Genomic DNA, 22,910 nt, shown 5'->3' with positions numbered 1-22,910 from the left:
GCCAGTCCGATTCGAATTCGTCTAATTTTCAAAATAAACACAGCGCGTTTCGCTTCAGCAGCTCGGCATGATCGATCAACGGCAAAAAGAAGAATCAAAGGGGGAGCTAACGGTGAATGCCGGTCATAAATTGCGCTTGAAGTGGCTTGGTATCGACACCTACCAGGAAGCCGTGATCTATATGCGGCGCGACTGCGAGGTATGCCGCTCGGAGGGGTTCGAGGCGCAGTCGCGCGTGCGCGTGGCGCGCAACGGCGTGGAGATCGTCGCCACGCTGAATGTCATCGATTCCGACCTGCTCGCTCCGCACCAGGCCAGTCTGTCCTCGGCGGCTTGGCGTCAGCTGGACGGCCGTGAAGGGGATAGCATCCGGGTCCGGCCTCTGCCGCCGCTGGAATCGCTGATTGCCTTGCGCAGCAAGATCTACGGCCATCGTCTGAACGATGAGCAGATGTATTGCATCATCGAGGACGTGGCGCGAGGGCGCTACCCCAACATCTATCTGGCCGCATTTGTCGCGGCCTGCGCCGGCGGCCGCCTGGATGCCGACGAGACCGTATCCTTGACGCGCGCCATGGTGAATGTGGGGCAACGCCTGGATTGGGGCAGCGCCCCGGTCGTCGACAAACACTGCGTCGGCGGCTTGCCGGGCAATCGCACCACCCCCATCGTGGTGGCGATCGTGACCGCGGCCGGGCTGATCATGCCCAAGACCTCTTCCCGTGCCATCACGTCGCCGGCGGGCACGGCCGATACCATGGAAACCCTGGCACCCGTCGCCCTCGATCTGCCAGCCATCCGCCGTGTCGTCGGGAAAGAGGGCGGGTGCATCGTCTGGGGCGGCGCCGTCAACCTGAGCCCGGCCGACGATATCCTGATCCGTGTCGAACGCCCGATGGACCTCGACAGCGAAGGCCAGTTGGTTGCCTCCGTACTGTCCAAGAAAGTGGCCGCCGGTTCCAGCCATGCGCTGATCGACATTCCCGTCGGCTACACCGCCAAGATACGCTCGCAGCACGCGGCGACCGTGCTGAAAACCCTTCTCGAATACGTGGCGGGGAACCTCGGATTGGCCATTCAGGTGGTGTTCACCGACGGCAGCCAGCCGGTCGGGCGGGGTGTGGGGCCCGCTTTGGAGGCCCGCGACATTCTGGCGGTATTGCGCAATGAAGCGGATGCGCCGGCCGATCTGCGCGAGCGCTCGCTGACGCTGGCGGGCACCCTGCTCGAGTTTTGCGGCACCGCCGCGATCGGCACCGGTGTGGCCCATGCCCGGCGCCTGCTCGATTCGGGTCAGGCGTGGGCGAAATTCGTCGCCATTGCCAATGCCCAGGGCGGCTTGCGCACGCCGCCCGTGGCTCCCCACACTCACCCTGTCTGCGCCGTGAAGGCCGGCCGCGTCACCGCCATCGACAATCGCCTGGTCAGCCGGGCCGCCAAATTGGCCGGTGCCCCACGCGCGGCGTCAGCCGGTATCGACCTGCACGTGATGGTCGACAGCCACGTCGACATCGGCATGCCGCTGTTCACGGTGCACGCCGAGACACCGGGCGAGCTCGAGTATGCCCTCAGCTATCTGGACATGCACCCTCAGATCGTGGTGGTGGAGGAGCGATGAAGACCGTGCTGCTGCCTTTGCCCGGCAACGAGGCGATGGCCGCCGCCTTGCTGGCGCAGCCGGCGCTCGCCGGCCAGGCTGAACGCGGGGAGCTCATGGTGCGCTCCTTTCCCGATGGCGAAACCCACCTGCAGCTGTTGAGCGAGGTGGATGGTGCCCGGGTCGTCCTGGTCGCCACGCTGGACCGCCCCGACGGTAAGCTGCTGCCCCTGTTGTTCGCCGCGGCGCTGGTGCGCGACTACGGCGCGGCGGAGGTTGGTCTGCTGGTGCCTTACCTCGCCTATATGCGGCAGGACACCCGCTTCCATCCCGGAGAGGGTGTGACGGCGCGCTATTTCGCCGAGACCTTGTCGCCACGTCTTGACTGGCTGGTCACGGTCGACCCGCACCTGCACCGCATTGCCCGCCTGGAGCAGGTCTACCGCTGCGCCACGTGCGTGGTCCATGCCGCGCCGGCCATGGCCGAGTGGATCGCTGCCAACGTGCCCAAGCCGCTCCTGATCGGTCCGGACGAGGAAAGCCAGCAATGGGTTGCCGAGGTCGCGGCCTTGGCCCAGGCGCCTTATCTGGTCCTGAGCAAGACCCGGCATGGCGACCGGCAGGTGGAGGTTTCCCGCCCCGACATGACCCGCTTGCCCGGCCGCACGCCGGTTCTGGTCGACGACATCGTGTCCACCGCCCACACCATGGCTGAAACCTTGCAGCAGCTGCGGCAACTCGGCGCCAACCCGGCGGTGTGCGTCGCCGTGCATGCCATCTTCACCGAGGGAGCCGTCGACCTGCTGAACCGTGCCGGGGCCGCACAGGTGGTCAGTTGCAATACGGTGGTCCATCCCAGCAACGCCATCGCGCTCGAGCGTTGGTTGGCCGAAGCGATCCAGAACATGGGCACGCGGTGAGGCGACTGGTTAGCCCTCTTAATCTTGAGGGCTATGGCGTACTGCGTTGATGCCCCGCCATGGCCCTTTCCATCCGTCGATCAGGCACCAGCCACAGCAAGGCGACGCCGACGAAAAAAATCATCCCGCCACAGGGGTAATCCAGCCCGGCGGTCACGATGCCTAGCAGGTATAGCACGGGCGACGCCTTGCCCTTCAGGTCCCGTCCGATCGCTCGTGCGAGCAGGCTGTCCGGCCCGTGATGGCGGATCAGGGACGTCTGCAACAGGTTATAGGCCACCGCGCACAGCAGCAGATTCAGGCCGTAGAGCATGGTCGGCCAGCGGGCAAAATGATTCTCGCCCATCCAGCCCGTGGTAAAAGGCAGCAAGGACAGCCAGAACAGCAGGTGGAGGTTCGACCACAAGATGGTGCCGTTGACGCTTTTACTGGCGTGCATCATGTGATGGTGGTTGTTCCAGTAGATGCCGACGTAGATGAAGCTCAGCACGTAGCTGATGGCGACCGGCCACAAGGGCAGCAGGGCGGAGAGCGATTCGCCATGCGGCACTTTGAGTTCCAGCACCATGATGGTGATGATGATCGCCAGCACGCCGTCGCTGAACGCTTCAAGCCGATTTTTTTCCATGGCACCCGCTAACAGGAAGAAGGACGAGGGACGGAGCCCGTCACTATGGCGCGGTTCCGTGCTTGAGCATACCCCGAGCCGCGCTGGCTTCTCCAGTTGCTTTGTGTTGGCATGCGTATCGGACCTGAGGGCGCGCCTCTCCATGCCCTTTCTCTTGCCTGACCCGATTGACGGCTCTCGTGGCGTCAGCTCTCTCGATGACGCAATTTGGCCAGTGCAGTACCGGTAAGGACAAGAGAGCGAGCCCCGCATGCCTTACAACGGTAACCGTGCAACATTGCCCTGCCCCCACGGGGTGGGATGCACTGTCCGGACAAACAGCGTTTGTCCTGACAGTCGCGTGGTTTGCCTTTCCGTTGGCTGGCTACAAGGAATGAGAAAAGCCGGCTACATTTCCCTGCATATAAAAATGACTGCCAATACAGGCAGCAAAGGTTTGCGCCTGCGTATCGCGGGCCAAACCATGAAATGCAGCACCAAAGGAGAAAGTGTGAGTTTGCAAGAAGAAGTACTGCCTTTTCCCACAGCAGGCGGTGCCCGGACGCACGTTGCCGGGCAACCCCAGGACCTGCATCGTAACCTCACCTGGAAGGATGCGTTCTGGGTGACCAGCGGCGTGCCCGCCGGTGTGCTGTTCACCATCGGTGGCGTGTCTGCCACCATTGGCCAGCCGGCATGGATCATCTGGATTCTGGCCATCCTGGTCGGGTTCGCCCAGTGCTTTACCTATGCCGAGATTTCGGGGCTCTACCCGCACAAGTCGGGCGGGGCGTCGGTGTACGGCGCACTCGGCTGGGTCCGCTACAGCAAGTTCGTGGCCCCGGTATCGGTGTGGTGCAACTGGATCGCCTGGTCGCCGATGCTGGCGCTTGGCACCAGTCTGGCTGCCGGCTACATGCTGAGCAACCTGTTCCCGGCCGATGCCGCCATCAACACCTGGCAGGTCACGCTGCTGGATCTGGGCTTCATCAGCAAGGATCTGACGCTGCGGATCAATTCCACCTTCGTTCTGGCGGTGATCTTCCTGCTGATCACGTTCAAACTGCAGCACAGCGGCGCCTCCGCCGCCGCCCGAACCCAGCGCATTCTCGGCATCGCTTCGCTGACGCCGCTGGTGGTGATTGCGCTGGTTCCCCTGTTCACCGGCGACATGCCATCGACGAATTTCCTGCCGCTGCTGCCGCTGATGCATGACGCCACTGGCGCCTCGGTGATGGGAAGCTGGAACGCCGCCGGCATCAGTACCGCGATGGGCGCCATGTTCCTGGCCTGCTGGTCGACCTTCGGCTTCGAGACCGCCGTGTGCTACACCCGGGAGTTCAAGAACCCGCAGCAGGACACCTTCAAGGCGATCGTCTCGTCGGGGCTCTTGTGCCTGTTCATGTTCATCGCGGTGCCGATCGCCTTCCAGGGTGAACTGGGCCTCTCCGGCATGCTCGCCCCGGCCATCGTCGACGGCTCTGGCGTCGGCGCCGCGATGGCCAGGTTTGTCGGTGGCGGGGTGGTGGTGTTCAACGCCATCGTGGTGATGCTGGTGTTGTCGATCCTGCTGATCGTGATGACGTCGATGATGGGATCGTCGCGCACGCTGTACCAGGCCTCGGTCGACGGCTGGCTGCCGAAATACCTGTCGCACGTCAACGAGCACGGTGCCCCGACCCGCGCGATGTGGACCGACCTGGTGTTCAACCTGTTCCTGCTGTTGATGTCGAACTACATGGCCGTGCTGTCGATCTCCAACGTCTGCTACATGATCTTCGTCTTCCTCAACCTGCAGTCCGGATGGATTCACCGCCTCGACCGTGCCGACTGGCCGCGTCCGTACAAGTGCGCCAACTGGCTGCTGGCGCTTGGCGTGCTGTGCGGTTATCTCGACCTGGTGTTCGTCGGCGCCGGTGCCAACTTCCAGGGTGAAAACACGCTGCGCAACGGGCTGATCGCCACTTTCCTGATCGTGCCGGTGTTCATCTACCGCCATTACTGGCAAGACAAGGGGCAGTTTCCGGCATCCATGCGCAAGGACATGGAGTTGCCGCATGCCCGCGCCGGCGTCCTGCCGTACCTTGCGCTTCTGCTGGCGGTTGCCGTGATCTGGATTTCGGCCAAGCTGACGGTCATCGGCTAGCCGGGGGTGGCGGTAGAGGGTGGGGGCAGCGTCTTCCTTCCTCTGCCGCCTGCGCCGCTGTTACTCATCGGGTGGTGATGGCGGAGTTCTGCCGCCATGATTCGTCCTAGCTGTTGTCCGCCTGTTGTTGAGCGGCGGCTTCGCGCAGCTTGTCTTTCTTGCTTTTGCGTTTGCCCTTGATGCCGCCGTTGCCGACGTGTTCGGCAGTGTGGCCTAAGCTCGCGACATTCGAGGTGACGATCGGCTCGAAACCGGCAATCTGTTCGCGCTGCAGCCGTCGCTGCTGGCGCTTCTCGATCAGCTGGAAATGGGCGGCGCAGTCGGCGCTGATGAAACTGATGGCTTCGCCGCTAGCACCGGCCCGGCCGGTACGGCCGATACGGTGGGTGTAGTCCACCGGCGAGCGTGGCAGATCGTAGTTGACCACCACCGGCAGGAGGGGGATGTCGATGCCGCGAGCCGCCACGTCGGTGGCCACCAGTACCTGCAACTGTCCCGACTTGAGATCGGCCAGCACTTGGCCGCGCTGTCCCTGGCTGCAATCGCCATGCAGGGCCGCGGCACGGATACCGGCACGTTGCAGCTTGCCGGTCACACGGTCGGCAGCCTGCCGGCTAGCCACGAACACCAGTACCCGGTCCCATCCATGCGTCTGCAACAGGTGGCGCAGCAGCATCGTGCGCTGGCTGGCGTCCACTTCGATGGCGCGCTGGTGGATATCCGGTGCCGTGGCGGCGGTCTGCGCAATGTCGATGCGCAGTGGCTGGCTCAGTAGTTGTTCCGCTAGTGTGTGAACAGCGGGCGGAAACGTGGCGGAGAACAGCAGGTTCTGCCGGTAGGGGGGCAGCAAGGCCAGCAGGCGGTCAAGTTCGTCGGCAAAACCGAGGTCGAGCAGACGGTCGGCCTCGTCCAGTACCAGGGTGCCGACGGTGGAAATACTCAGTGCATTATGCGCGATCAAGTCCAGCAGGCGTCCGGGGGTCGCCACCACGATGTCGGCACCGCCGCGCAAGGCCATCATTTGCGGGTTGATGGAGACACCGCCATAGACCACGGCCACCTTCACGCGCCGTGGCAGGGACAGGGCCAGTTCACGCAGGGTATTGCCGACCTGAACTGCCAGTTCGCGAGTGGGTAGCAGGATCAACGCCTGAACCTGACGTGGCGAACCCTGGCGACTTGTCAGCCATTGCTGCAGCAGCGGCAGACAGAAGGCCGCTGTCTTGCCGGAGCCGGTCTGTGCGGTGGCCAGTACATCACGGCCCTGCAAAATGGCAGGAATGGCGGAGGTCTGGATGGCAGAGGGGGCAAGGTAGCCCTGACTGAGGGCGGCCTGGGCCAGAGAGGGTTGCAGGCCCATGGAAGAGAATGGCATGAATGGCGACGGGTATGAGTGTGAGGGCCTTGCGGCCTGGGGCCGCAGGAGTATCGGCTGCGCCAGCCGCGCGGTCAAGGAAGGCGTTGCGTGGCTGCAGCCGGTGTGCGTCCAGATGGCGGCTCTTGCTTGCCAGGGGGCTGCGGGTGGCCGCGGATCGATGGCCAGTCACTCATCCTGCCAGCGGAAAGTGCCATTTGTGAGTACTATCTGGGCTCGTCACCAAGTAAAGCAATCTGCACATGCAAACAGAAGTCAAAGAGAAGCCCCGTTATGCCCTTGTGACCTCGGTCCAGTTGCCGGATGTCAGCGATAGCGAGTTCGAGGCCTCGCTCAACGAACTGAGCGAGTTGGCCAAGACGCTGGGTTTCCAGGTGATGCAGACCTTTGTTCAAAAGCGTAACAGCTTCGACCGCACGGCCTATCTGGGCGTGGGCAAGCTGGAAGAAATCAGCATGTTCGTCAACCGTGGCATCCGCAACGACGAACTGGAAGAAGACCCACAAGAGCTGGACTCCAGCACGGTCGAGTTCGACGTGTTGCTGGTGGACCACGAAATCTCGCCGTCACAGGCGCGCAATCTGGAGCTGGCCGTTGGTTGCGAGGTGATGGACCGCACCATGGTCATCCTGGAGATTTTCCATCGCAATGCCCGCTCGCGCGCGGCACGTGCGCAGGTGGAAATCGCCCGTCTCGGCTATATGGCGCCGCGCCTGCGCGAAGCGGCCAAGCTGGCCGGTCCGCAAGGCCGGCAGCGCAGCGGTACGGGGGGGCGTGGTGCCGGTGAATCGCATACCGAGCTGGACCGTCGCAAGGTACGTGACCGCATCGCCGAGCTGCAACGCGAAATCATCGCGATGGAACTGGAGCGCAAGACCCAGCGCGCACGCCGTCTGGAACGTCAGGGCCTGGGCCTGGGCGGGGTGTCGCTGGTGGGGTATACCAATGCAGGCAAGTCCACGCTGATGCGGGCACTGACCGGCAGCGAGGTGCTCGTGGCCAACAAGCTGTTCGCTACGCTGGATACCACGGTGCGTGCCCTTTATCCGGAAAGTGTGCCGCGCGTGCTGGTCAGCGATACTGTCGGCTTCATCAAGAACCTGCCCCACGGACTGGTCGCCTCGTTCAAGTCTACGCTGGAAGAGGCACTGGATGCCGCGCTGTTGCTGCATGTGATTGATGCCAGTGACCCCGGTTTCCAGCGCCAGCTGGACGTGACCGACGAGGTGCTGCAGGAAATCGGCGCCGACGACGTGCCGAGAATTCGCGTGTTCAACAAGATCGACCATGTCGGCGATGAGGCGGAGCAGGCTGCCTGGACGGCCGAACTGCAGGAACGCTATCCCGGCTGCGTGGTGATGAGTGCGCGTCGTCCGGAGGAAGTGGCCAGCCTGCATGCAACCATCGTTTCCTTTTTCCAGCAGGATCTGGTGGAAGACGAGCTGCTGCTGCCGTGGTCGGCACAACAGCTGCGCGGTGAAATCTACAGCCACTGCCAAGTGCTGGAAGAGCGTGCCGAGGAAGAGGGCAGCTGGTTCCGCGTGCGTGGCGAGCCGGAGAAACTGCGCAGTCTGCACGAGCAGCTCAATCCCGGCTTGCAGGGTCGGGAAAAGGAATATTGGGAAGTCTGAGGCGCTGTCGCAGCAAGGCCTGAGCGGTTCGACCCAGGCCTTGCTGCGATGGTCAGCCTGCAACCAACACGGCAACAGCCCTCTCAGCCCTCCTTGAAGCTGATCGCCACCGAGTTGATGCAATAACGCTCGCCCGTGGGTTCCGGGCCATCCGGGAACACGTGCCCGAGATGGGCGTCGCAGCGGGCGCAGCGTACCTCGGTGCGGATCATGCCGTGCGAGCGGTCTTCGATGCGGGTGATGCTGCCGGGGACGGCTTCCTCCCAGAAACTGGGCCAGCCGCAGCCGGCATCGAACTTGGTGTCGGAGTGGAACAGCAGCGCGTCGCAGCAGATGCAATGGTAATCGCCGCTGGCGTGGCGGTAGTAGTGCTCGCCGCTGTAGGGGCGTTCGGTGCCGGCCTGGCGGGTGACGCGGTATTGCTCCGGGGTCAGTTGGGCGCGCCACTCGGCGTCGCTCTTGTCTATCTTGTCTGTCATGGTGGGCTCCTGTGGGGGCGTCTTGGCCGAAGGCTGTTGGCGTCGGCCCGGCGGTCCGGGCCGCGGTTCGCGCCGGTTGCGTCGGTTGGTCGTGGCCGATGGGCGGTTCTTACAGCAATTCGTCCAGCGAGCCACCAAGGTGCTCGCTGTCCGCCCATTTCTCCAGCTGCCAGGCCCCCTGATGGTGGATGATCCAGTTGAAGGCGGCGTTGGGGATGGGAAAATCGCGCGGTTCGGTCAGCGGCTTACCGGTGACGATGCGGTAGACCATGTCGAGCACGCCGCCATGAGTGACGACGAGCAGCCGTTGGCCGGGGTGTTCGAGCACCGCCCGCTCCAGGAAGGCCTGAATCCGGACGTGGAAGGCGTACAGGCTCTCGCCCCCTTCCGGGACGTCGTGCGGGTCGCGGTTGCGATGGCGGCGGTAGGCGTCGGGCATGACCTCGCCGGCCTCGTGATAGGTGAGGCCCTGCAGGCGGCCGTAGTGACGCTCGCGCAGCAGGGGGTCGAGGTTGACGTCGAGCCCGGTAGCCTGTCCGATGGGAGCGGCGGTCTGGCGGGTGCGCACCAGATCGCTGCAGTAGAGCGCGTCGAAACGCAGTGCCCGGGCCGTCAGGGCCAGGCTCAATGTTTGCGCCTGCTCCTGGCCGGTGGTGTTGAGCGGGGTATCGATCTGGCCTTGCAGGCGGCGCTCGCGGTTCCAGTCGGTTTCGCCGTGGCGCACGAAGCAGAAGCGGGTCAGCGGAGTGTGGTCCATCGGTTCATTCTAGCAGTCAGGTTCGGGTTGCGATCAGCCCAGCGCCAGCCACAGCCCGAACGGTACGAAGGCGAGGCTGGCCAGGTTGCCAATCAGTACGATCGACGCCATCTTGCTAGGTTCCTGCCGGTAGATTTCCGCCATCATGAAATTGAGCACCGCCGGCGGCAGCACGCCGAACAGATAGACCAGGCCGGCCTGCGCCGGCGACAGTCGCAGCAGCGGCACGGTCACGGCCGCCGCCGCGAGGCCGCTCAGCGGGCAGAGCGCGGCGCCGAGCAGGCCTATCTTCCAGTCGCGCAGGTTGGCGTCCACCATGCGCACTCCCAGTGCGAACAGCATCAGAGGAATGGAGGCGTCGCCCAGCATCTTGAGACCGATCATCAGTCCGTCGGGCAGATGCCAGCCCGCCAGTGCAAATAGCAGCCCCAGCGCCGTGGCGAGCACGATGGGGTTCTTCAACAGGCCGCTGAAGCGGGTGTGGCGGTTGAAGATGAAGGCCCCCAGGGTGAAGTGCAGCAGGTTGGACACCACGAACAGCACCACGAAGGCGTTGAAGCCGCTGCGGCCGAAGGCGAGCAGGGCGAGCGGCAGGCCCATGTTGCCGCAGTTGTTGAACATCGACGGGGGTAGCAGGGTGCGCACCTGGTTGCCGGTGGCGCGCGCCACCGGCCAGGCGAGCAGGCCCGACAGCAGGATCACCGCAGCGGAGGCCGGCAGCAGCTTCCACTGGCTGACGAGATCGAAATCCTTGGCCGCCAGCGCCGAGAACACCAGCAGCGGCACACAGACGTCCATGTTGATCGTGTTCGCGGCGCTCATGTCGGGACGCATCTTGCGGCCGTAGAGCCAGCCGATCAGCACGATGATCAGGACGGGAAGAATGATGGTGATGATGCGTTCGAACATGGGACTCAGGCGGGGTGGGATGGTGCCATTATTGGTCAAATGTCTTGACCGGACAAGCAAGGGTAAGCCATGGCTTGCCGTGCTTCGGCCAACCTTGTCGTCAAGGTTGGCCGAAAGAGCCGGTCAGAGAATGCCGACGCCGGAGATTTCACGCGCCAGGTTGGCGGCGTAGTTGTCGGTCATGCCGCCGACGAAGTCCAGCACCTTCATGTAGGCCAGGTAGGGGGTGTCCTTGTCGGTGAAGGGGGTTTCCGCCATCAGGCCCAGCGCCAGCGTGTGGCGCGCGGACAATCGTTCACCGCGCACTCTGGCCGCTACGGCCGGGACCAGCACGTCGAGCAGGGTGGAGAGGCAGGGGAAGGAGGCGATTTCGGTCACCAGCTTGGTGCGGTGCCGGTACACCTTTTGGCTGGCCAGCCGTTTGGCCTCCAGCAGGGTCTCGCGGATTTCGGGCGCGCACACGTCGATCAGGTCCTTGCCCTGGAAGGCGCCTGCCAGCAGCGTGTCCTGGTGCAGCATGAATTTTTCCGCCACTTCGGCCACGCAGCGGCCGATGGCCATGCCGCGCAGCATCGCGCATTTCTGGCGCACCGACGGTGTGGCCCAGAGCTTGTCGACCTCGGCGAACTTGGTGAACAGATTCTCGAACTCGGAATAGTCGAGAATGCCGATCTCGACCGCGTCTTCGAGGTCGAGGATGGCGTAGCAGATGTCGTCCGCCGCTTCCATCAGGAAGGACAGCGGGTGGCGCGCCCACTGGTCGGCACCGCGCTCGATCAGGCCGAGTTCGCTGGCAATCTGGCGGAAGTAGGGCAGTTCGGTCTGGTAGATGTTGAACTTGTCGCGCAGGTAGGCCGGTTCGGCACTGGAGGTCCACGGGTATTTGATCAGCGCGCCGATCGCCGCCGCGGTGAGCCGCATGCCGCCTTCGCCAGCGTACATTTCGAGCGTGGCGAGCATGCGCAGGCTGTGCGCGTTGCCCTCGTAGGTTTCGACGTCGCGCCGCTCGGCCGGACTCAGGCCCGCCATCAGCGGGGCGTGGCGCTCGTCGCGGAACCAGTCACGCAGGGCGTCTTCGCCGGTATGGCCGAACGGCGGGTTGCCGATGTCGTGCGCCAGGCAGGCCACTTGCACCACCGCCCCGATGTCGTGCGGGGTGTAGCCGGCGGGCAGTTGGCCGGCGTGCTGCATCATCACTCCGGCACGGTTGCCCAGGCTGCGCCCGACGCTGGCCACCTCGACACTATGCGTCAGGCGGTTGTGGGTGTGGTCGTTCTGCGCCAAGGGGTGGACCTGGGTCTTGCGCCCCAGGCGGCGGAAGGCGCCGGAGAACACCACCCGGTCGTGGTCGATGTGGAAATCGCTGCGCAACCCGGAGGCGCCCTCGCTGGTCGCGGGGGTGCGGGTGGGCAGTACCTCGCCGTCGATCTGCTTGAAGCGCCGGGCCGATAGCAGGTGTTCCCATTTCATGCAGTGTGGCTTGGTCATGGCTGTGTGCGCGCAGTGGTTTGTCATGATCATAACAGTTTGCCGGCGCCGGACGCAGCGCCGATGGCGGCGGCAGGCCGGTCTTCGGCCAACTTCGCGCCCCCGTCAAACCGGCCGGTCGGGCATGGTGCAAGGGGGCGCGCTTGGATTATCCTTAGAGCACATCTTGCCCTTGGAAATCGCATGACCGCTTCCGTTCATGACCTGCTTGCCACGCTGGTGGCGTTTGACACCACCAGCCGCCATTCCAACCTCGAACTGATCCGCTGGGTGCAGCGCTATCTGGACTCGTTTGGCGTGGCGTCGCGGCTGACCTTCAATGCCGACGGCAGCAAGGCCAATCTGTTCGCCCAGATCGGGAACCCCGCGCTGCCGGCCGTGGTGCTGTCCGGGCACACCGACGTGGTGCCGGTCGATGGCCAGGCGTGGCAGACGCCGCCGTTCGAGTTGGTCGAGCGCGAAGGCAAGCTGTACGGCCGCGGCTCGGCCGACATGAAAGGCTTCATCGCCTGCGTGCTCGCCAAGGTGCCGTTCTTCCTCGAACTGGCCGACTCCGGCCGCCTGACCCAGTCGGTCGGCATCGCCTTGTCCTACGACGAGGAAGTCGGCTGTCTCGGCGTCCGCGGACTGATCGACGATTTGCAGCAATCCGGCATCAAGGTGGCGGGCTGCATCATCGGCGAGCCGACCGACATGAAGCCGGTGGTCGCGCACAAGGGCATTGCCCATTACCGCTGCCACGTCAGCGGCCGCGCGGCGCATTCCTCGCTGACACCGTACGGGGTCAACGCCATCGAGTACGCGGCCCGGCTGATCACGCACATCCGCAAGCTGGCCGACACCGAGGCGTCGTTCGGGCATCGCCATACCCTGTACGATGTCCCGTTCACCACCTTGCAGACCGGCACCATCCAGGGCGGTACCGCGCCCAATATCGTCCCCAAGGACTGCGAATTCGTGTTCGAGTGTCGCTGGCTGCCTGGCGACCAGCCGGAGCGCTACGTCGACTCGGTGCGCGACTACGCTTCCAACCTGCTGGAAGAGATGCGCGCGGTGGCAGAGGAGAGCGACATCACCATCGAGCCCACGGTGTACTGCCCGGCGTTCGAGGCGGTGCCGGAGAGTGCCGTGATGCAGTATGTCGAAACGCTGACCGGTTGTTGCCAGGGCGAGGGTGTGGCCTACGCCACCGAAGCCGGCCTGTTCCATCAAGCGGGGATGCCGAGCGTGGTGTGCGGCCCGGGCTCGATCCAGCAGGCCCACCGTCCCGACGAATACGTCGAAGTGGAACAGCTCTACGCCTGCAGCGAGTGGCTTGCCAGGCTGGGCGAGCTGCTCTGTACCCCGGCAGCAGGAAGACCCGCATGACCGATCGCGCCGTAGCACCCAAGCGCATTACCCTGTTTGCTGACCCCGCCGTTGAGCCCTCCGTCGATTACCCCCGGCCGGACCGGCTGGTCGCCGGCAATCCGCGTCGCCTGACCTGGAGCCATTTCGAGAACCCGACCGGTGAAGTCAGCGCCGGCATCTGGTCATGCGAGAAGGGGGCCTGGCGCATCGCCTTTGCCGAGCACAAGGACGAGTTCTTTGCCGTGATCGAAGGTCACGTCCGGCTGCACGAAGCCGACGGCCAGGTGGTGGACGTCCGTGCCGGCGAGGCCGCGGTCATTCCTGCCGGCTTTACCGGGGTGTTCGAGGTGATCGAACCGGCGCGCAAGTATTTTGTCGTGGTGGAGCGCAACGCCTCTCACGCCTGATCCGGATCGCCCATGCTGGCAGAGGGCGGCGGCACGGGACAGAAGCGGTTGACGTCCTGCACCGGCTTTTCCAGCAGCAGCACGATCGCGGTGTTGAGCGCACCGAACGACCAGGCGATGAGGAAGAATACCGAATAGGCCGTCAGCTTGTCGGCGAACAGCCGGGCACCGTGCAGGCTCAGTTCGTAGGGATCGAAGATCGAGAAGAACATCATGGTGGCGAAACCGGCGATCAGGAACGATGGCCAGAACAGCAGGATGGCTTTTTTCATGACGACAACACCCCTTTAGATCATGGTTGGCCGAAGCCGGCCTTCCTGTTCCAGCCTAGTCAGGGAGTGGGCCAAAAGCAAAAGGCGCCCGAACCTCCGGGCGCTGCCTGGGCCGGGCACCGGTCGCCGTTCTCGTGTTGCCTGGCCTCAGCGGCGGATGGGCGTCAGTCTGGCCAGTGCTGCAGGAGCTTGAAAAACTCGTCCTCGGGAAGCGCCCTGGAAAACCAGTAGCCTTGGCCAAAATCACAGCCTGCCGCACTCAATAAATCCCGTTGCTCCCTCGTCTCGACCCCCTCCGCCACCACCCGGAGGCCGAGCTTGTGGGACATGGCGATGATAGCTTCGGTGATGGCCCGGTCACTGGGGGTGGACGTCATGTCGCGCACGAAGGACTGGTCGATCTTTAGGTAGTCGATATCGAGCCGCTTCAGGTACGCCATGGCCGAATAGCCGGTCCCGAAATCGTCCAGCGAGACCTGGATGCCCGCCCTGCGGAATTGCTGCAACTTGTTGGTGACGTCCGGGCGCTCGTCCAGCAACAGCCCCTCCGTGATTTCGATGGCAATGCACTCGGCTGGCAGGCCGATTTCCTGCAGATGGTCGATCCAGGTTTCATGGGCGTGGCCGGTGAAAAACTGGCGTGGCGATTTGTTGATGCTGATCTGCAGCGGCGCGCCTGCGGGGGTTCCGCTGCGGCCAGACTCCCACAAGCGCTTGGCCATGCCCGCCGCCCGCCGGAACACCCAGTCGCCGATCCCGTTGATGAGGCCGATGTCCTCCGCAATCGGGATGAACTGCGCCGGGCTGATCCAGCCCCGACGCGGGTGATGCCAGCGCACCAAGGCTTCCGCCTTGACGATGTGCCCGGTGGCAAGATCGACGATAGGCTGGTAGTACACGTCCAGCTGGTCCTGGGCCATGGCACTGCGCAGGTCGTGGCCGAGTTGGAGCCGTTCCGCAAATATTGCCTGAATCGACGGTACGAAGTAGCAGAAACGGTTTTTGCCTAAGGCCTTGGCGTGGTACATCGCCTGGTCGGCGTTGATCAGCAGCGTATCCATGTCCTGCGCGTCTTTGGGATACAGGGTGACACCGATACTGGCCGAGACATAGGCCACGTCAGCCCCCAGCTGGAATGGCTTGCTCAGTGTTTCGATGATCGATTGGGCGACCTGCTCGATAGGCGTCGGTTGCGACAGGTTCTCGAGGATGACCGTGAATTCGTCACCTCCCAAGCGGGCCACCAGGCCCGTCTCGCGCACGCAGTCGGCAATGCGCTGGCCGGCTTGCGACAGTAGCTGGTCCCCCACCTTATGCCCCAGCATGTCATTGACCTCCTTGAAGCGGTCGAGATCGATGAACATCAGTGCCAGCGCGCTGCCCGAGCCTTTGGCGTGCTCGATACCCTGCTGTAGCCGCTCGAGGAAAAGGCGGCGATTCGGCAGCTCGGTCAAGAGATCGTAATTGGCCTGGTGCCAGATGGTTTTCTCGCTTCGCTTGCGGTCGGTGATGTCGAGGATGACGCCCACCAGGCCGCCAAGCTGGCCACCCGACTTGTTGAAGGTCGCCTTGTAGAACACGACGTTCTTGAGCGTCCCGTCGGTGGACTGCACTTCGGCCTCGTAGGTCTGGGTGCCGGGGGCATCGAACAGGGCCTGGTCGGCGGCGTGGTAGCGTTCAGCCAAGTGGCGGGGGGAAATGTCGAAAACGGATTTGCCGATCAGCTCTTTGCGCGGAAGCCCAATATAGTGCTCGAACGCCTCGTTGCAGCCCAGATAGCGTCCCGCCTCGTCCTTGTAGAAAACAGGACTGGGGATGGTTTCAATGAGCTGGGAGGTGAAGTTCAGCTGTTCTTCCACCGCGTGCTCGGCTCGGCGGCGGTCGGTATTGTCGATCATCATGCCGATGATCGCCGGCCGGCCGGCAAACTCGGTACGGATGCCGAAAACCTCGACCTGTATACGGCGGCCATCTTTGCACAGACCGTCGAATGAATAGCGGCTGGTCGTTGCTTCGTTGTTGATGCGGCGGTCGATGGCGCGTTTGGCGATGTGTCGAAACTCTGGCGCCGTCAGGTCCATCGGTCCGAGTGTTCCGCACAATTCCGCCTGCGTGTAGCCGAAAAGTTCGGCCAGATGGGTGTTGGCGTAGAGAAAGCGGTTGTCCTGGATGATATACACCCCGACCAGATCGTTGTGCAGAAGCTCGAGGAACAGGCTGTCCGCCTCTCGCAGCAGGTCTTCGGTCAGTGAATCGAGGCGGGAGGCTTCCATCTGGCGGTAATCACAAGGGGCGGATCTGTCCCGGTCGGGATAAACCATGGGTTGGATAGGGGCTGAGCGACGCGTCGGCAGTGGCAATTGCAGCGCCAGACCGGCCATATTCTACTGCATCTATCCGGGATACTTGCGGACTCGTTAGCGAAATCGTGGCGGGTAAGCGGGCGACGGTGCGGCAGGCCGCACTGTGTTCGACGGTCACGGGCAAGACGTGAGACCTGGCGTGCGGGCTTGTCTTTACGTCTGCGGCATGTGTGGAATAACCGCAAAAAAGCCCTCACCGTATCTCGGCGAGGGCTTGGCGCACCCGGGGCCGGGTGGGCTGGTTTACTTGCGGTTGCTGTACATGAAGCTTTCCATCGACGCTTCCGCCAGGTTGAACCAGCCATGTTCGAGCGTGCGGAATTTCTTCCAGTCGGTGTAGATTTTCTTGAAGATGGGGTTCTTGGCGGCTTCTTCCTCGTACATCTCGAAGGCCGCCTTCTGCCCCGCCTTGAGAATGTCCAATGGATACTTGTGCAGCTTGACGCCTTTCTGCAACAGGCTCACCAGCGCCTGCGGGTTCTTGGCATCGTATTCCGCCTGCATCAGGATGTTGGCTTCGGCTGCCGCCGCTTCGAAGGCCGCTTGGTATTCCTTCGGCAGCTTGGCCCATTCCTTGGTGTTGACGAAGAAGGTGATCTGCGGGCCCGGCTCCCAGAAACCGGGGTAGTAGTAGTGCTTGGCGACTTTGTAGAAACCGAGCTTCTCGTCGTCGTACGGGCCGACCCACTCGGTGGCGTCGATGGTGCCTTTTTCCAGTGCCGGGTAGATATCCCCGCCGGCGATGGTCTGCGGTACGGCTCCCAGGCGGGCCATGACCTCGCCACCCAGGCCCGGGATGCGCATCTTCAGGCCCTTGAGGTCGGCCAGCGACTTCACTTCATTGCGGAACCAGCCGCCCATCTGCGTGCCGGTGTTGCCGCCCGGGAAGTTGACGATGTTGTATTGGGCGTAGAGCTCGCGCAGCAGCTTGAGGCCGTTGCCGTAGTACATCCAGGCGGCTTGCTGGCGCGAGGTCAGGCCGAACGGCACCGAGGTGTCGAAGCCGAAGGCCTTGTTCTTGCCGACATAGTAATAGCCGCAGCTGTGGCCGCATTCGACGGTACCGTTCTGGACCGCGTCCAGCACCTGGGTGCCCGGCACGATTTCCCCACCGGCGAACACCCGGATCTGGAATTTGCCGCCGGTGAGCTGGCTGATGCGGTTGGCCAGGGTGACGGCGCCGCCGTAGATGGTGTCCAGGCTCTTGGGGAAGCTGGAGGCCAGGCGCCAGCGGACGGTCGGCGTGTCGGCGGCGAGGGCGGGGGCCGAAACGGCCGCTGCAGCCAGGCCGGAGGCACCGGCTTTCTTCAGAAATGAGCGTCGTTCCACGTTTTGTCTCCTTTGTTGTGTGCTGCTGTCGTCAGTGGGGCGGTCGGTGCCGCCCCGGCTGAAGGGATTCGGCGGATTCACTTGCCATCGCCGGTGAGTTGTTTGAGCAGCTCGGCGCTCGAGTCGCTGGCGGCCTCACCCGCTGGGGCAGAACTTTCCTGGGGGGGCGATGGAATCTCGATGGTTCCCGACGAGGCTGTGGGGGAGGTGTCCCCCATCTGCTGCAGCGTGGCTTCGGCCTCGCTGGCACTGGTCAGGGCTTCATGGCCGACAAACGACGTTACCAGCCCCGGCAGGGTGATGATCAGGCCCACCATGAAAAGCTGGATCACGACGTAGGGGATGGCGCCCCAGTAGATGTCGGTGGTCTTGATCGATTTGGGGGCCACGCTCTTCAGGTAGAACAAGGCGAAGCCGAACGGCGGGTGCATGAACGACGTCTGCATGTTGACCCCGAGGATCACGCCAAACCATACCAGATCGATACCGAGTTTCTGGGCCACGGGAGCCAGGAGCGGTACCAGAATGAAGGCGATCTCGAAGAAATCGAGGAAGAAGGCCAGGAAGAACACCAACAGGTTGACCACGATCAGGAAGCCGGTCGAGCCACCCGGCAATGAGGTCAGCAGGTGCTCCACCCAGCGGTCGCCGTCCACGCCGAGGAAGGCGATGCGGAACACCCGTGCACCGATCAGGATGAACACCACGAAGGTAGACAGTTTGAGGGTGGAATCCATCGCCTGCTGCAGCAGCGATAGGCTCAGGCGCCGGTTCAGGATGGCCAGGATCAGCGCGCCGACGGCGCCCATCGCACCGCCTTCGGTCGGGGTGGCGATGCCGAGGAAGATGGTGCCCAGCACCAGAAAGATCAGCAGCAGCGGCGGCACCATCACGAACAGGGCGCGGCTGGCCAGCGCCAGTCCATGCAGGGTGCGCGCCTCGGCGGGCAAGGCCGGCGCCCAGTGCGGTCTTGCCATGGTCACGGCGAAGATGAACACGGCGTAGAGCAGGCACAGCAGCAGCCCCGGAGCCATTGCTCCGGCATACATGTCGCCTACCGAGGTGCCCAGCTGGTCGGCCAGCACGATCAGCACCAGGCTGGGCGGAATGATCTGCGCCAGCGTGCCGGAAGCGGCGATGACGCCGGTGGCAATGCGTTTGTCGTAGCCGTAACGCAACATGATCGGCAGCGAAATCAGGCCCATCGAGATCACCGAAGCGGCCACCACGCCGGTTGTGGCGGCGAGCAGGGCGCCCACGAAGATCACGGCGAAGGCCAGTCCGCCACGGATACGGCCGAACAGTTGGCCGATGGTGTCGAGCATGTCTTCGGCCATGCCGCTGCGCTCAAGGATCAGCCCCATGAAGGTGAAGAAGGGGATGGCCAGCAGGGTGTCGTTCTTCATGATGTCGAACACCTGGCGCGGCAGGGCTTGCAGCAGCTCGGGGCGCAGCAGATCGAAGTGAATGCCGATCCAGCTGAACAGCAGGCCGACCGCGCCCAGCGCGAAGGCCACCGGATAGCCGATCAGGAGAAACACGATCAGCGATCCGAACATCACGGGAGCCATCATTTCCAGGTTCATACGTGCTCCTCCTTGTGCGGATCCAGCGTCTTCTCGGACGGGTCGGGTGCCAGGCCCTGCAGGAACGCGACGCGCTTGATGATCTCGGATACCCCTTGCAGCAACAGCAGCGTGAAGCCGATCGGAATCAACATCAGGATCGGCCAGCGGATCAGCCCGCCGGGGTCAGACGACATCTCTCCGCTGCGCAAGGCGTCGATGAAGATCGGCCAGCCGTACCAGGCGATGATGGAGGTCATCGGGAGCAGGAAGAGCACCGTGCAGACGATGTCGAGCACGGCTTGGCCGCGCTTGGAGAGCCGGCCCGCCAGGAGGTCGATGCGGATGTGCTCGTTGCGTTGCAGGGTGTAGGCGGCAGCCAAAAGAAACATGGCCGAGAACAAATACCACTGGATTTCGAGAAAGGCGTTGGAGCTGACGTTGAACAGTTTCCGGATAACGGCGTTACCGGCGCTGATGAGCACGACGATCAGCACGATCCATGAGGCGGAACGGCCGATGCGTGCGGTGATCCCGTCGATGAGACGCGACAAGGCGAGCAACGAGTGCACGTAAGTCTCCTTTGTAGTTCTTCCTGATGCCGCCGCTGGGCGGAACCTTATCGTTCGAGCGATAGGCCGGTCTGCGCCGGTTCGAACTATCTAAGCATATGGAATAGTCTTTGAGAAGGTGTTTAGGTATGCGGGTTTACCCTTGGACGTGCCGGGTTGTCTTGCCACGGGCGAAGGAAGGCGATGGAAAGAGCGGTGCGACCCGGGCTCACGCTCGGCCCCGGGACGTACCGCTTTGTGTTGCAGCAGAGGGAAGAATCGGGAGGGGGTTACTGCATCAGTTCCCGTAATACGTAGGGCAGGATGCCGCCGTGAAGGTAGTATTCGACCTCGATCGAGGTATCGATGCGAGAGCGCAAGATGACGTCGCGCTGCCTCCCGTCCGGACGGGTGATGCGTAGCGTCAGTTCCTGTTGAGGCTTGAGGCCCTGTTCGATACCGACGATGTCGAAGCTGTCGTCACTGCCGAGGTCCAGGCTTTCCCAGCTGTCCCCATTCTGGAACTGCAGCGGCAAGACCCCCATGCCGACCAGGTTGGAGCGATGAATGCGTTCGAAGCTCTTGGCCACCACCGCCTTGACGCCCAACAGCAGGGTGCCCTTGGCGGCCCAGTCGCGGCTGGAGCCGGTGCCGTATTCCTCGCCGGCGAACACCATGGTCGGGGTGCCGCGGTGGCAATACTTCATCGCCGCGTCGTAGACCGTGGTCTGATGGCCGTCGAACAGGGTGTAGCCGCCTTCGACCCGGCTGCCGTCGTCCTTGGCCGGCAGCATCAGGTTCTTGACGCGGACGTTGGCAAAGGTGCCACGGATCATGACCTCGTGATTGCCGCGCCGGCTGCCGTAGCTGTTGAAGTCCTTTTTCGTGACCCCTTCGGCCAATAGATACTGTCCGGCCGGGGTGCTGTCACGGAATGAGCCGGCAGGGGAGATGTGATCGGTGGTCACCGAATCGCCGAGCATTAGCAAGGCGCGCGCTCCCCGGATGTCGTCGACCTTGCCGGGCTGCATCGAGAAGCCGTCGAAGAACGGCGGACGGGCGATATAGGTCGACTTCGGCCAACTGTAGACGTTGCCGAGCGGCGCGGCGATGGCGTTCCACAGGTCGTGGTCGTGGGTGAAGTCGCCGTACAGCCGGCGGAAGGTGTCCGGGTCCATGGCGCGCGGCAGCAGCGCGGCCACTTCCTCCGAGCTGGGCCAGATGTCCTTGAGGTAGACCGGCTGGCCATCCCGGCCGATGCCCAGTGGCTCGCGCGTCATGTCGATGGTGACGCGTCCGACCAGCGCGAACGCCACCACCAGCGGGGGCGAGGCGAGGAAATTGGCGCGCAGGTTGGGGTGAATGCGTGCCTCGAAGTTGCGGTTGCCGGACAGCACGGCGGCGCAGACCAGGTCGTGGCGGGTGATGGCCTCGTTGAACTCGGGGCGCAGGTCGCCGGCGTTGCCGATGCAGGTGGTGCAGCCGTAGGCGGCGACGTGGAAGCCGAGCCGGGCCAGCGGCTCCAGCAAGCCGGCCGTTCCCAGGTAGTCGGTCACCACGCGTGAACCGGGTGCCAGGCTGGTCTTGACGCGTGGATGGACCGTCAGCCCCTTGGCGACGGCCTTTTGCGCCAACAGACCGGCCGCCAGCAGCACGCTGGGGTTGGAGGTGTTGGTGCAACTGGTGATGGCGGCGATCAGTACGTCACCGCTGCCGATATCCATGGCCGGCGTTTCGGGTTCGGTGTCCGTGCCTGGCTCCCTGCGGTCGAGCATGGGGTGGTCATCGACCATCTCGATCTGATGACGTACAGCCGGCACCGGGGCGTCGTCGCCGGCAGCGGCCTGGGTGGGATAACGTTGCGTCAGCTCGTCGGCGTGCTTGTTGAAGCCGTTCTGTGCCGCCGGCAAGGAAAACAGGTGGGTGAAATTCTCTTTCATCGCCGCCAATTCGATGCGGTCCTGCGGGCGTTTCGGCCCGGCCAGCGACGGCACGATGCTGGACAGATCGAGCCGCAGCGTCATGCTGTAGTCGATCTCGCCCGCACGGGGCACGCCAAACAGCCCCTGGGCGCGGAAATAGTCCTCGAAGTGTTCCACTTCGCTATCGCTGCGACCGGTCTTTTTCAGGTAATCGACCGTTTTCTCGTCCACCGGGAAGAAGCCCATGGTGGCGCCGTACTCCGGGGCCATGTTGGCGATGGTGGCGCGGTCGGTCACGGTCAGGCTGGCGGTGCCTTCACCGTAAAACTCGACGAACTTGCCGACCACCTTCTGGCGGCGCAGCAGTTCGGTCACGGTCAACACCAGATCGGTGGCGGTGATGCCTTCGGCCAACCTGCCGGTCAGTTCCACGCCCACCACGTCTGGCGTCAGGAAGTACACCGGCTGACCCAGCATGGCCGCCTCCGCCTCGATGCCGCCCACCCCCCAGCCGACCACGCCGACACCGTTGATCATGGTGGTATGGCTGTCGGTGCCGACCAGCGTGTCGGGGAACACCACGCCGTCACGGATCTGCACGCCGCGGAACAGGTATTCCAGGTTCACCTGGTGCACGATGCCGATGCCCGGCGGGACTACCTTGAAAGTATCGAACGCCTGCATGCCCCACTTCATGAACTGGTAGCGTTCGCGGTTGCGCTCGAATTCCAGCTCCATGTTGAGGCGCAGCGCATCCGGGCCGCCGTAATGGTCGATCATCACTGAGTGGTCCACCACCAGGTCGACCGGCACCAGGGGCTCGATCAGCTTCGGGTTCTTGCCCATCTCGTCGGCCACGTTGCGCATTGCTGCCAGATCGGCCAGCAGCGGCACGCCGGTGAAGTCCTGCAGTACCACGCGCGCAACGACGAAGGGAATCTCGTCGGTACGCGGGGCGTTCGGCTGCCAGGCGGCCAGCTGACGCACATGCGCCTCGGTGACTTTCTTGCCGTCGCAATGCCGCAGCACCGACTCCAGCACGATGCGGATCGACACCGGCAGGCGCGACACCGCGCCCAGGCCGGCCGCCTCCAGGGCCGGTAACGAATGGTAGAGCAGGGGGTTGCCGGGGTGCGTCTCGATGGTCTTGAGGGTGTTGAACGGGTTGTTGTCCATGGTCTCTTCCTGCCGGTTGCGCCGCTAAAACGTACCTTTCATTATGGCCAATCGACGTGATTTCGC

General features: G+C 63.7%; 18 protein-coding genes. 6 read left to right on the top strand and 12 right to left on the bottom strand.

The genetic code is table 11. The features are described 5' to 3' along the window. Positions 1 to 67: 67 nt before the first annotated feature. Together NH8B_RS11830 and NH8B_RS11825 are read left to right on the top strand one after the other, a co-directional pair. A complete protein-coding gene (locus NH8B_RS11830; RefSeq protein WP_014087513.1) occupies positions 68 to 1,618 on the top strand; it encodes a thymidine phosphorylase family protein in 1,551 nt (516 codons plus the stop codon). After that, positions 1,615 to 2,517, top strand: a complete 903-nt coding sequence (locus tag NH8B_RS11825) for a ribose-phosphate diphosphokinase (RefSeq protein ID WP_014087512.1) — start codon at positions 1,615 to 1,617, stop codon at positions 2,515 to 2,517. Before NH8B_RS11830 ends, NH8B_RS11825 begins: the two co-directional genes overlap by 4 nt. A 31-nt stretch (positions 2,518 to 2,548) precedes the next feature. Here NH8B_RS11825 and NH8B_RS11820 read toward each other — a convergent pair whose 3' ends face one another. Continuing rightward, positions 2,549 to 3,289 carry a TMEM175 family protein gene (locus tag NH8B_RS11820; RefSeq protein WP_232503455.1) on the bottom strand — a complete coding sequence of 247 codons (741 nt, stop codon included), beginning with the start codon at positions 3,287 to 3,289 and terminating at the stop codon, positions 2,549 to 2,551. A 346-nt stretch (positions 3,290 to 3,635) separates the two neighbouring features. Here NH8B_RS11820 and NH8B_RS11815 point away from each other — a divergent pair, with 346 nt between their 5' ends. Then, positions 3,636 to 5,270, top strand: a complete 1,635-nt coding sequence (locus NH8B_RS11815) for an APC family permease (protein WP_041703501.1) — start codon at positions 3,636 to 3,638, stop codon at positions 5,268 to 5,270. A gap of 106 nt (positions 5,271 to 5,376) precedes the next feature. On the opposite strand, the gene NH8B_RS11810 is transcribed toward NH8B_RS11815, so the two are convergent. After that, the gene (locus NH8B_RS11810; protein WP_173387080.1) at positions 5,377 to 6,645 is read right to left on the bottom strand and encodes a DEAD/DEAH box helicase; all 1,269 of its coding nucleotides are present in this window, start codon (positions 6,643 to 6,645) and stop codon (positions 5,377 to 5,379) included. Between the two features lie 242 nt (positions 6,646 to 6,887). On the opposite strand from NH8B_RS11810, the gene hflX reads away from it, so the two are divergent. After that, complete coding sequence (hflX, locus tag NH8B_RS11805) at positions 6,888 to 8,276, top strand: GTPase HflX (protein WP_014087508.1); 1,389 nt, start codon at positions 6,888 to 6,890, stop codon at positions 8,274 to 8,276. An 83-nt stretch (positions 8,277 to 8,359) separates the two neighbouring features. Here hflX and msrB read toward each other — a convergent pair whose 3' ends face one another. The 4 genes from msrB to NH8B_RS11785 all read right to left on the bottom strand — a co-directional run bounded on the left by msrB (position 8,360) and on the right by NH8B_RS11785 (position 11,891). Next, on the bottom strand, positions 8,360 to 8,755 hold the full coding sequence (gene msrB, locus NH8B_RS11800) for a peptide-methionine (R)-S-oxide reductase MsrB (RefSeq protein WP_014087507.1): 396 nt from the start codon (positions 8,753 to 8,755) through the stop codon (positions 8,360 to 8,362). Positions 8,756 to 8,864: 109 nt separating this feature from the next. Next, complete coding sequence (locus NH8B_RS11795; RefSeq protein WP_014087506.1) at positions 8,865 to 9,512, bottom strand: histidine phosphatase family protein; 648 nt, start codon at positions 9,510 to 9,512, stop codon at positions 8,865 to 8,867. Between the two features lie 33 nt (positions 9,513 to 9,545). Next, positions 9,546 to 10,421, bottom strand: coding sequence for an AEC family transporter (locus NH8B_RS11790; protein WP_014087505.1), 876 nt, complete (start codon positions 10,419 to 10,421; stop codon positions 9,546 to 9,548). 123 nt (positions 10,422 to 10,544) lie between these two features. Then, positions 10,545 to 11,891: a deoxyguanosinetriphosphate triphosphohydrolase gene (locus NH8B_RS11785; protein ID WP_041703500.1), complete on the bottom strand. Its 1,347-nt coding sequence runs from the start codon at positions 11,889 to 11,891 to the stop codon at positions 10,545 to 10,547. A 201-nt stretch (positions 11,892 to 12,092) separates the two neighbouring features. On the opposite strand from NH8B_RS11785, the gene argE reads away from it, so the two are divergent. Then, on the top strand, positions 12,093 to 13,277 hold the full coding sequence (argE, locus tag NH8B_RS11780) for an acetylornithine deacetylase (RefSeq protein ID WP_014087503.1): 1,185 nt from the start codon (positions 12,093 to 12,095) through the stop codon (positions 13,275 to 13,277). After that, positions 13,274 to 13,666, top strand: coding sequence for a cupin domain-containing protein (locus NH8B_RS11775; RefSeq protein ID WP_014087502.1), 393 nt, complete (start codon positions 13,274 to 13,276; stop codon positions 13,664 to 13,666). Before argE ends, NH8B_RS11775 begins: the two co-directional genes overlap by 4 nt. Here the strand turns inward: NH8B_RS11775 and NH8B_RS11770 are convergent. The 6 genes from NH8B_RS11770 to acnA all read right to left on the bottom strand — a co-directional run bounded on the left by NH8B_RS11770 (position 13,657) and on the right by acnA (position 22,844). Beyond that, on the bottom strand, positions 13,657 to 13,938 hold the full coding sequence (locus tag NH8B_RS11770) for a hypothetical protein (RefSeq protein WP_008952908.1): 282 nt from the start codon (positions 13,936 to 13,938) through the stop codon (positions 13,657 to 13,659). The genes NH8B_RS11775 and NH8B_RS11770 overlap by 10 nt on opposite strands. Before the next feature lie 164 nt (positions 13,939 to 14,102). Continuing rightward, the gene (locus tag NH8B_RS11765) at positions 14,103 to 16,211 is read right to left on the bottom strand and encodes a putative bifunctional diguanylate cyclase/phosphodiesterase (protein WP_232503454.1); all 2,109 of its coding nucleotides are present in this window, start codon (positions 16,209 to 16,211) and stop codon (positions 14,103 to 14,105) included. Positions 16,212 to 16,544: 333 nt separating this feature from the next. Further along, positions 16,545 to 17,630: a TRAP transporter substrate-binding protein gene (locus tag NH8B_RS11760; RefSeq protein WP_014087500.1), complete on the bottom strand. Its 1,086-nt coding sequence runs from the start codon at positions 17,628 to 17,630 to the stop codon at positions 16,545 to 16,547. A gap of 77 nt (positions 17,631 to 17,707) precedes the next feature. Then, complete coding sequence (locus tag NH8B_RS11755; protein WP_014087499.1) at positions 17,708 to 19,216, bottom strand: TRAP transporter large permease; 1,509 nt, start codon at positions 19,214 to 19,216, stop codon at positions 17,708 to 17,710. Then, positions 19,213 to 19,767 (bottom strand): TRAP transporter small permease subunit, encoded by a 555-nt coding sequence (locus NH8B_RS11750; RefSeq protein WP_014087498.1) that lies wholly within the window; start codon positions 19,765 to 19,767, stop codon positions 19,213 to 19,215. The genes NH8B_RS11755 and NH8B_RS11750 overlap by 4 nt, the downstream gene beginning before the upstream one ends. Positions 19,768 to 20,036: 269 nt before the next feature. Further along, positions 20,037 to 22,844: an aconitate hydratase AcnA gene (gene acnA / locus NH8B_RS11745; RefSeq protein ID WP_014087497.1), complete on the bottom strand. Its 2,808-nt coding sequence runs from the start codon at positions 22,842 to 22,844 to the stop codon at positions 20,037 to 20,039. Between the last annotated feature and the right edge of the window lie 66 nt (positions 22,845 to 22,910).

Origin of the sequence: Pseudogulbenkiania sp. NH8B (assembly GCF_000283535.1) — a bacterium.
Classification (GTDB): domain Bacteria; phylum Pseudomonadota; class Gammaproteobacteria; order Burkholderiales; family Chromobacteriaceae; genus Pseudogulbenkiania; species Pseudogulbenkiania ferrooxidans.
Note: the sequence above shows the minus strand (reverse complement) of the source record. Positions and strands in the feature narration are given on the sequence as shown.

Bases quoted from the DNA above. Each gene is read 5' to 3' on its own strand.
- msrB (WP_014087507.1), bottom strand. From the start codon at position 8,755: ATGACAGACAAGATAGACAAGAGCGACGCCGAGTGGCGCGCCCAACTG.
- acnA (WP_014087497.1), bottom strand. From the start codon at position 22,844: ATGGACAACAACCCGTTCAACACCCTCAAGACCATCGAGACGCACCCC.
- NH8B_RS11770 (WP_008952908.1), bottom strand. From the start codon at position 13,938: ATGAAAAAAGCCATCCTGCTGTTCTGGCCATCGTTCCTGATCGCCGGT.
- NH8B_RS11795 (WP_014087506.1), bottom strand. From the start codon at position 9,512: ATGGACCACACTCCGCTGACCCGCTTCTGCTTCGTGCGCCACGGCGAA.
- argE (WP_014087503.1), top strand. From the start codon at position 12,093: ATGACCGCTTCCGTTCATGACCTGCTTGCCACGCTGGTGGCGTTTGAC.
- NH8B_RS11755 (WP_014087499.1), bottom strand. From the start codon at position 19,216: ATGAACCTGGAAATGATGGCTCCCGTGATGTTCGGATCGCTGATCGTG.
- NH8B_RS11775 (WP_014087502.1), top strand. From the start codon at position 13,274: ATGACCGATCGCGCCGTAGCACCCAAGCGCATTACCCTGTTTGCTGAC.
- NH8B_RS11765 (WP_232503454.1), bottom strand. From the start codon at position 16,211: ATGGAAGCCTCCCGCCTCGATTCACTGACCGAAGACCTGCTGCGAGAG.
- NH8B_RS11785 (WP_041703500.1), bottom strand. From the start codon at position 11,891: ATGAAATGGGAACACCTGCTATCGGCCCGGCGCTTCAAGCAGATCGAC.
- NH8B_RS11790 (WP_014087505.1), bottom strand. From the start codon at position 10,421: ATGTTCGAACGCATCATCACCATCATTCTTCCCGTCCTGATCATCGTG.
- NH8B_RS11830 (WP_014087513.1), top strand. From the start codon at position 68: ATGATCGATCAACGGCAAAAAGAAGAATCAAAGGGGGAGCTAACGGTG.
- NH8B_RS11810 (WP_173387080.1), bottom strand. From the start codon at position 6,645: ATGCCATTCTCTTCCATGGGCCTGCAACCCTCTCTGGCCCAGGCCGCC.
- NH8B_RS11820 (WP_232503455.1), bottom strand. From the start codon at position 3,289: ATGGAGAGGCGCGCCCTCAGGTCCGATACGCATGCCAACACAAAGCAA.
- hflX (WP_014087508.1), top strand. From the start codon at position 6,888: ATGCAAACAGAAGTCAAAGAGAAGCCCCGTTATGCCCTTGTGACCTCG.
- NH8B_RS11825 (WP_014087512.1), top strand. From the start codon at position 1,615: ATGAAGACCGTGCTGCTGCCTTTGCCCGGCAACGAGGCGATGGCCGCC.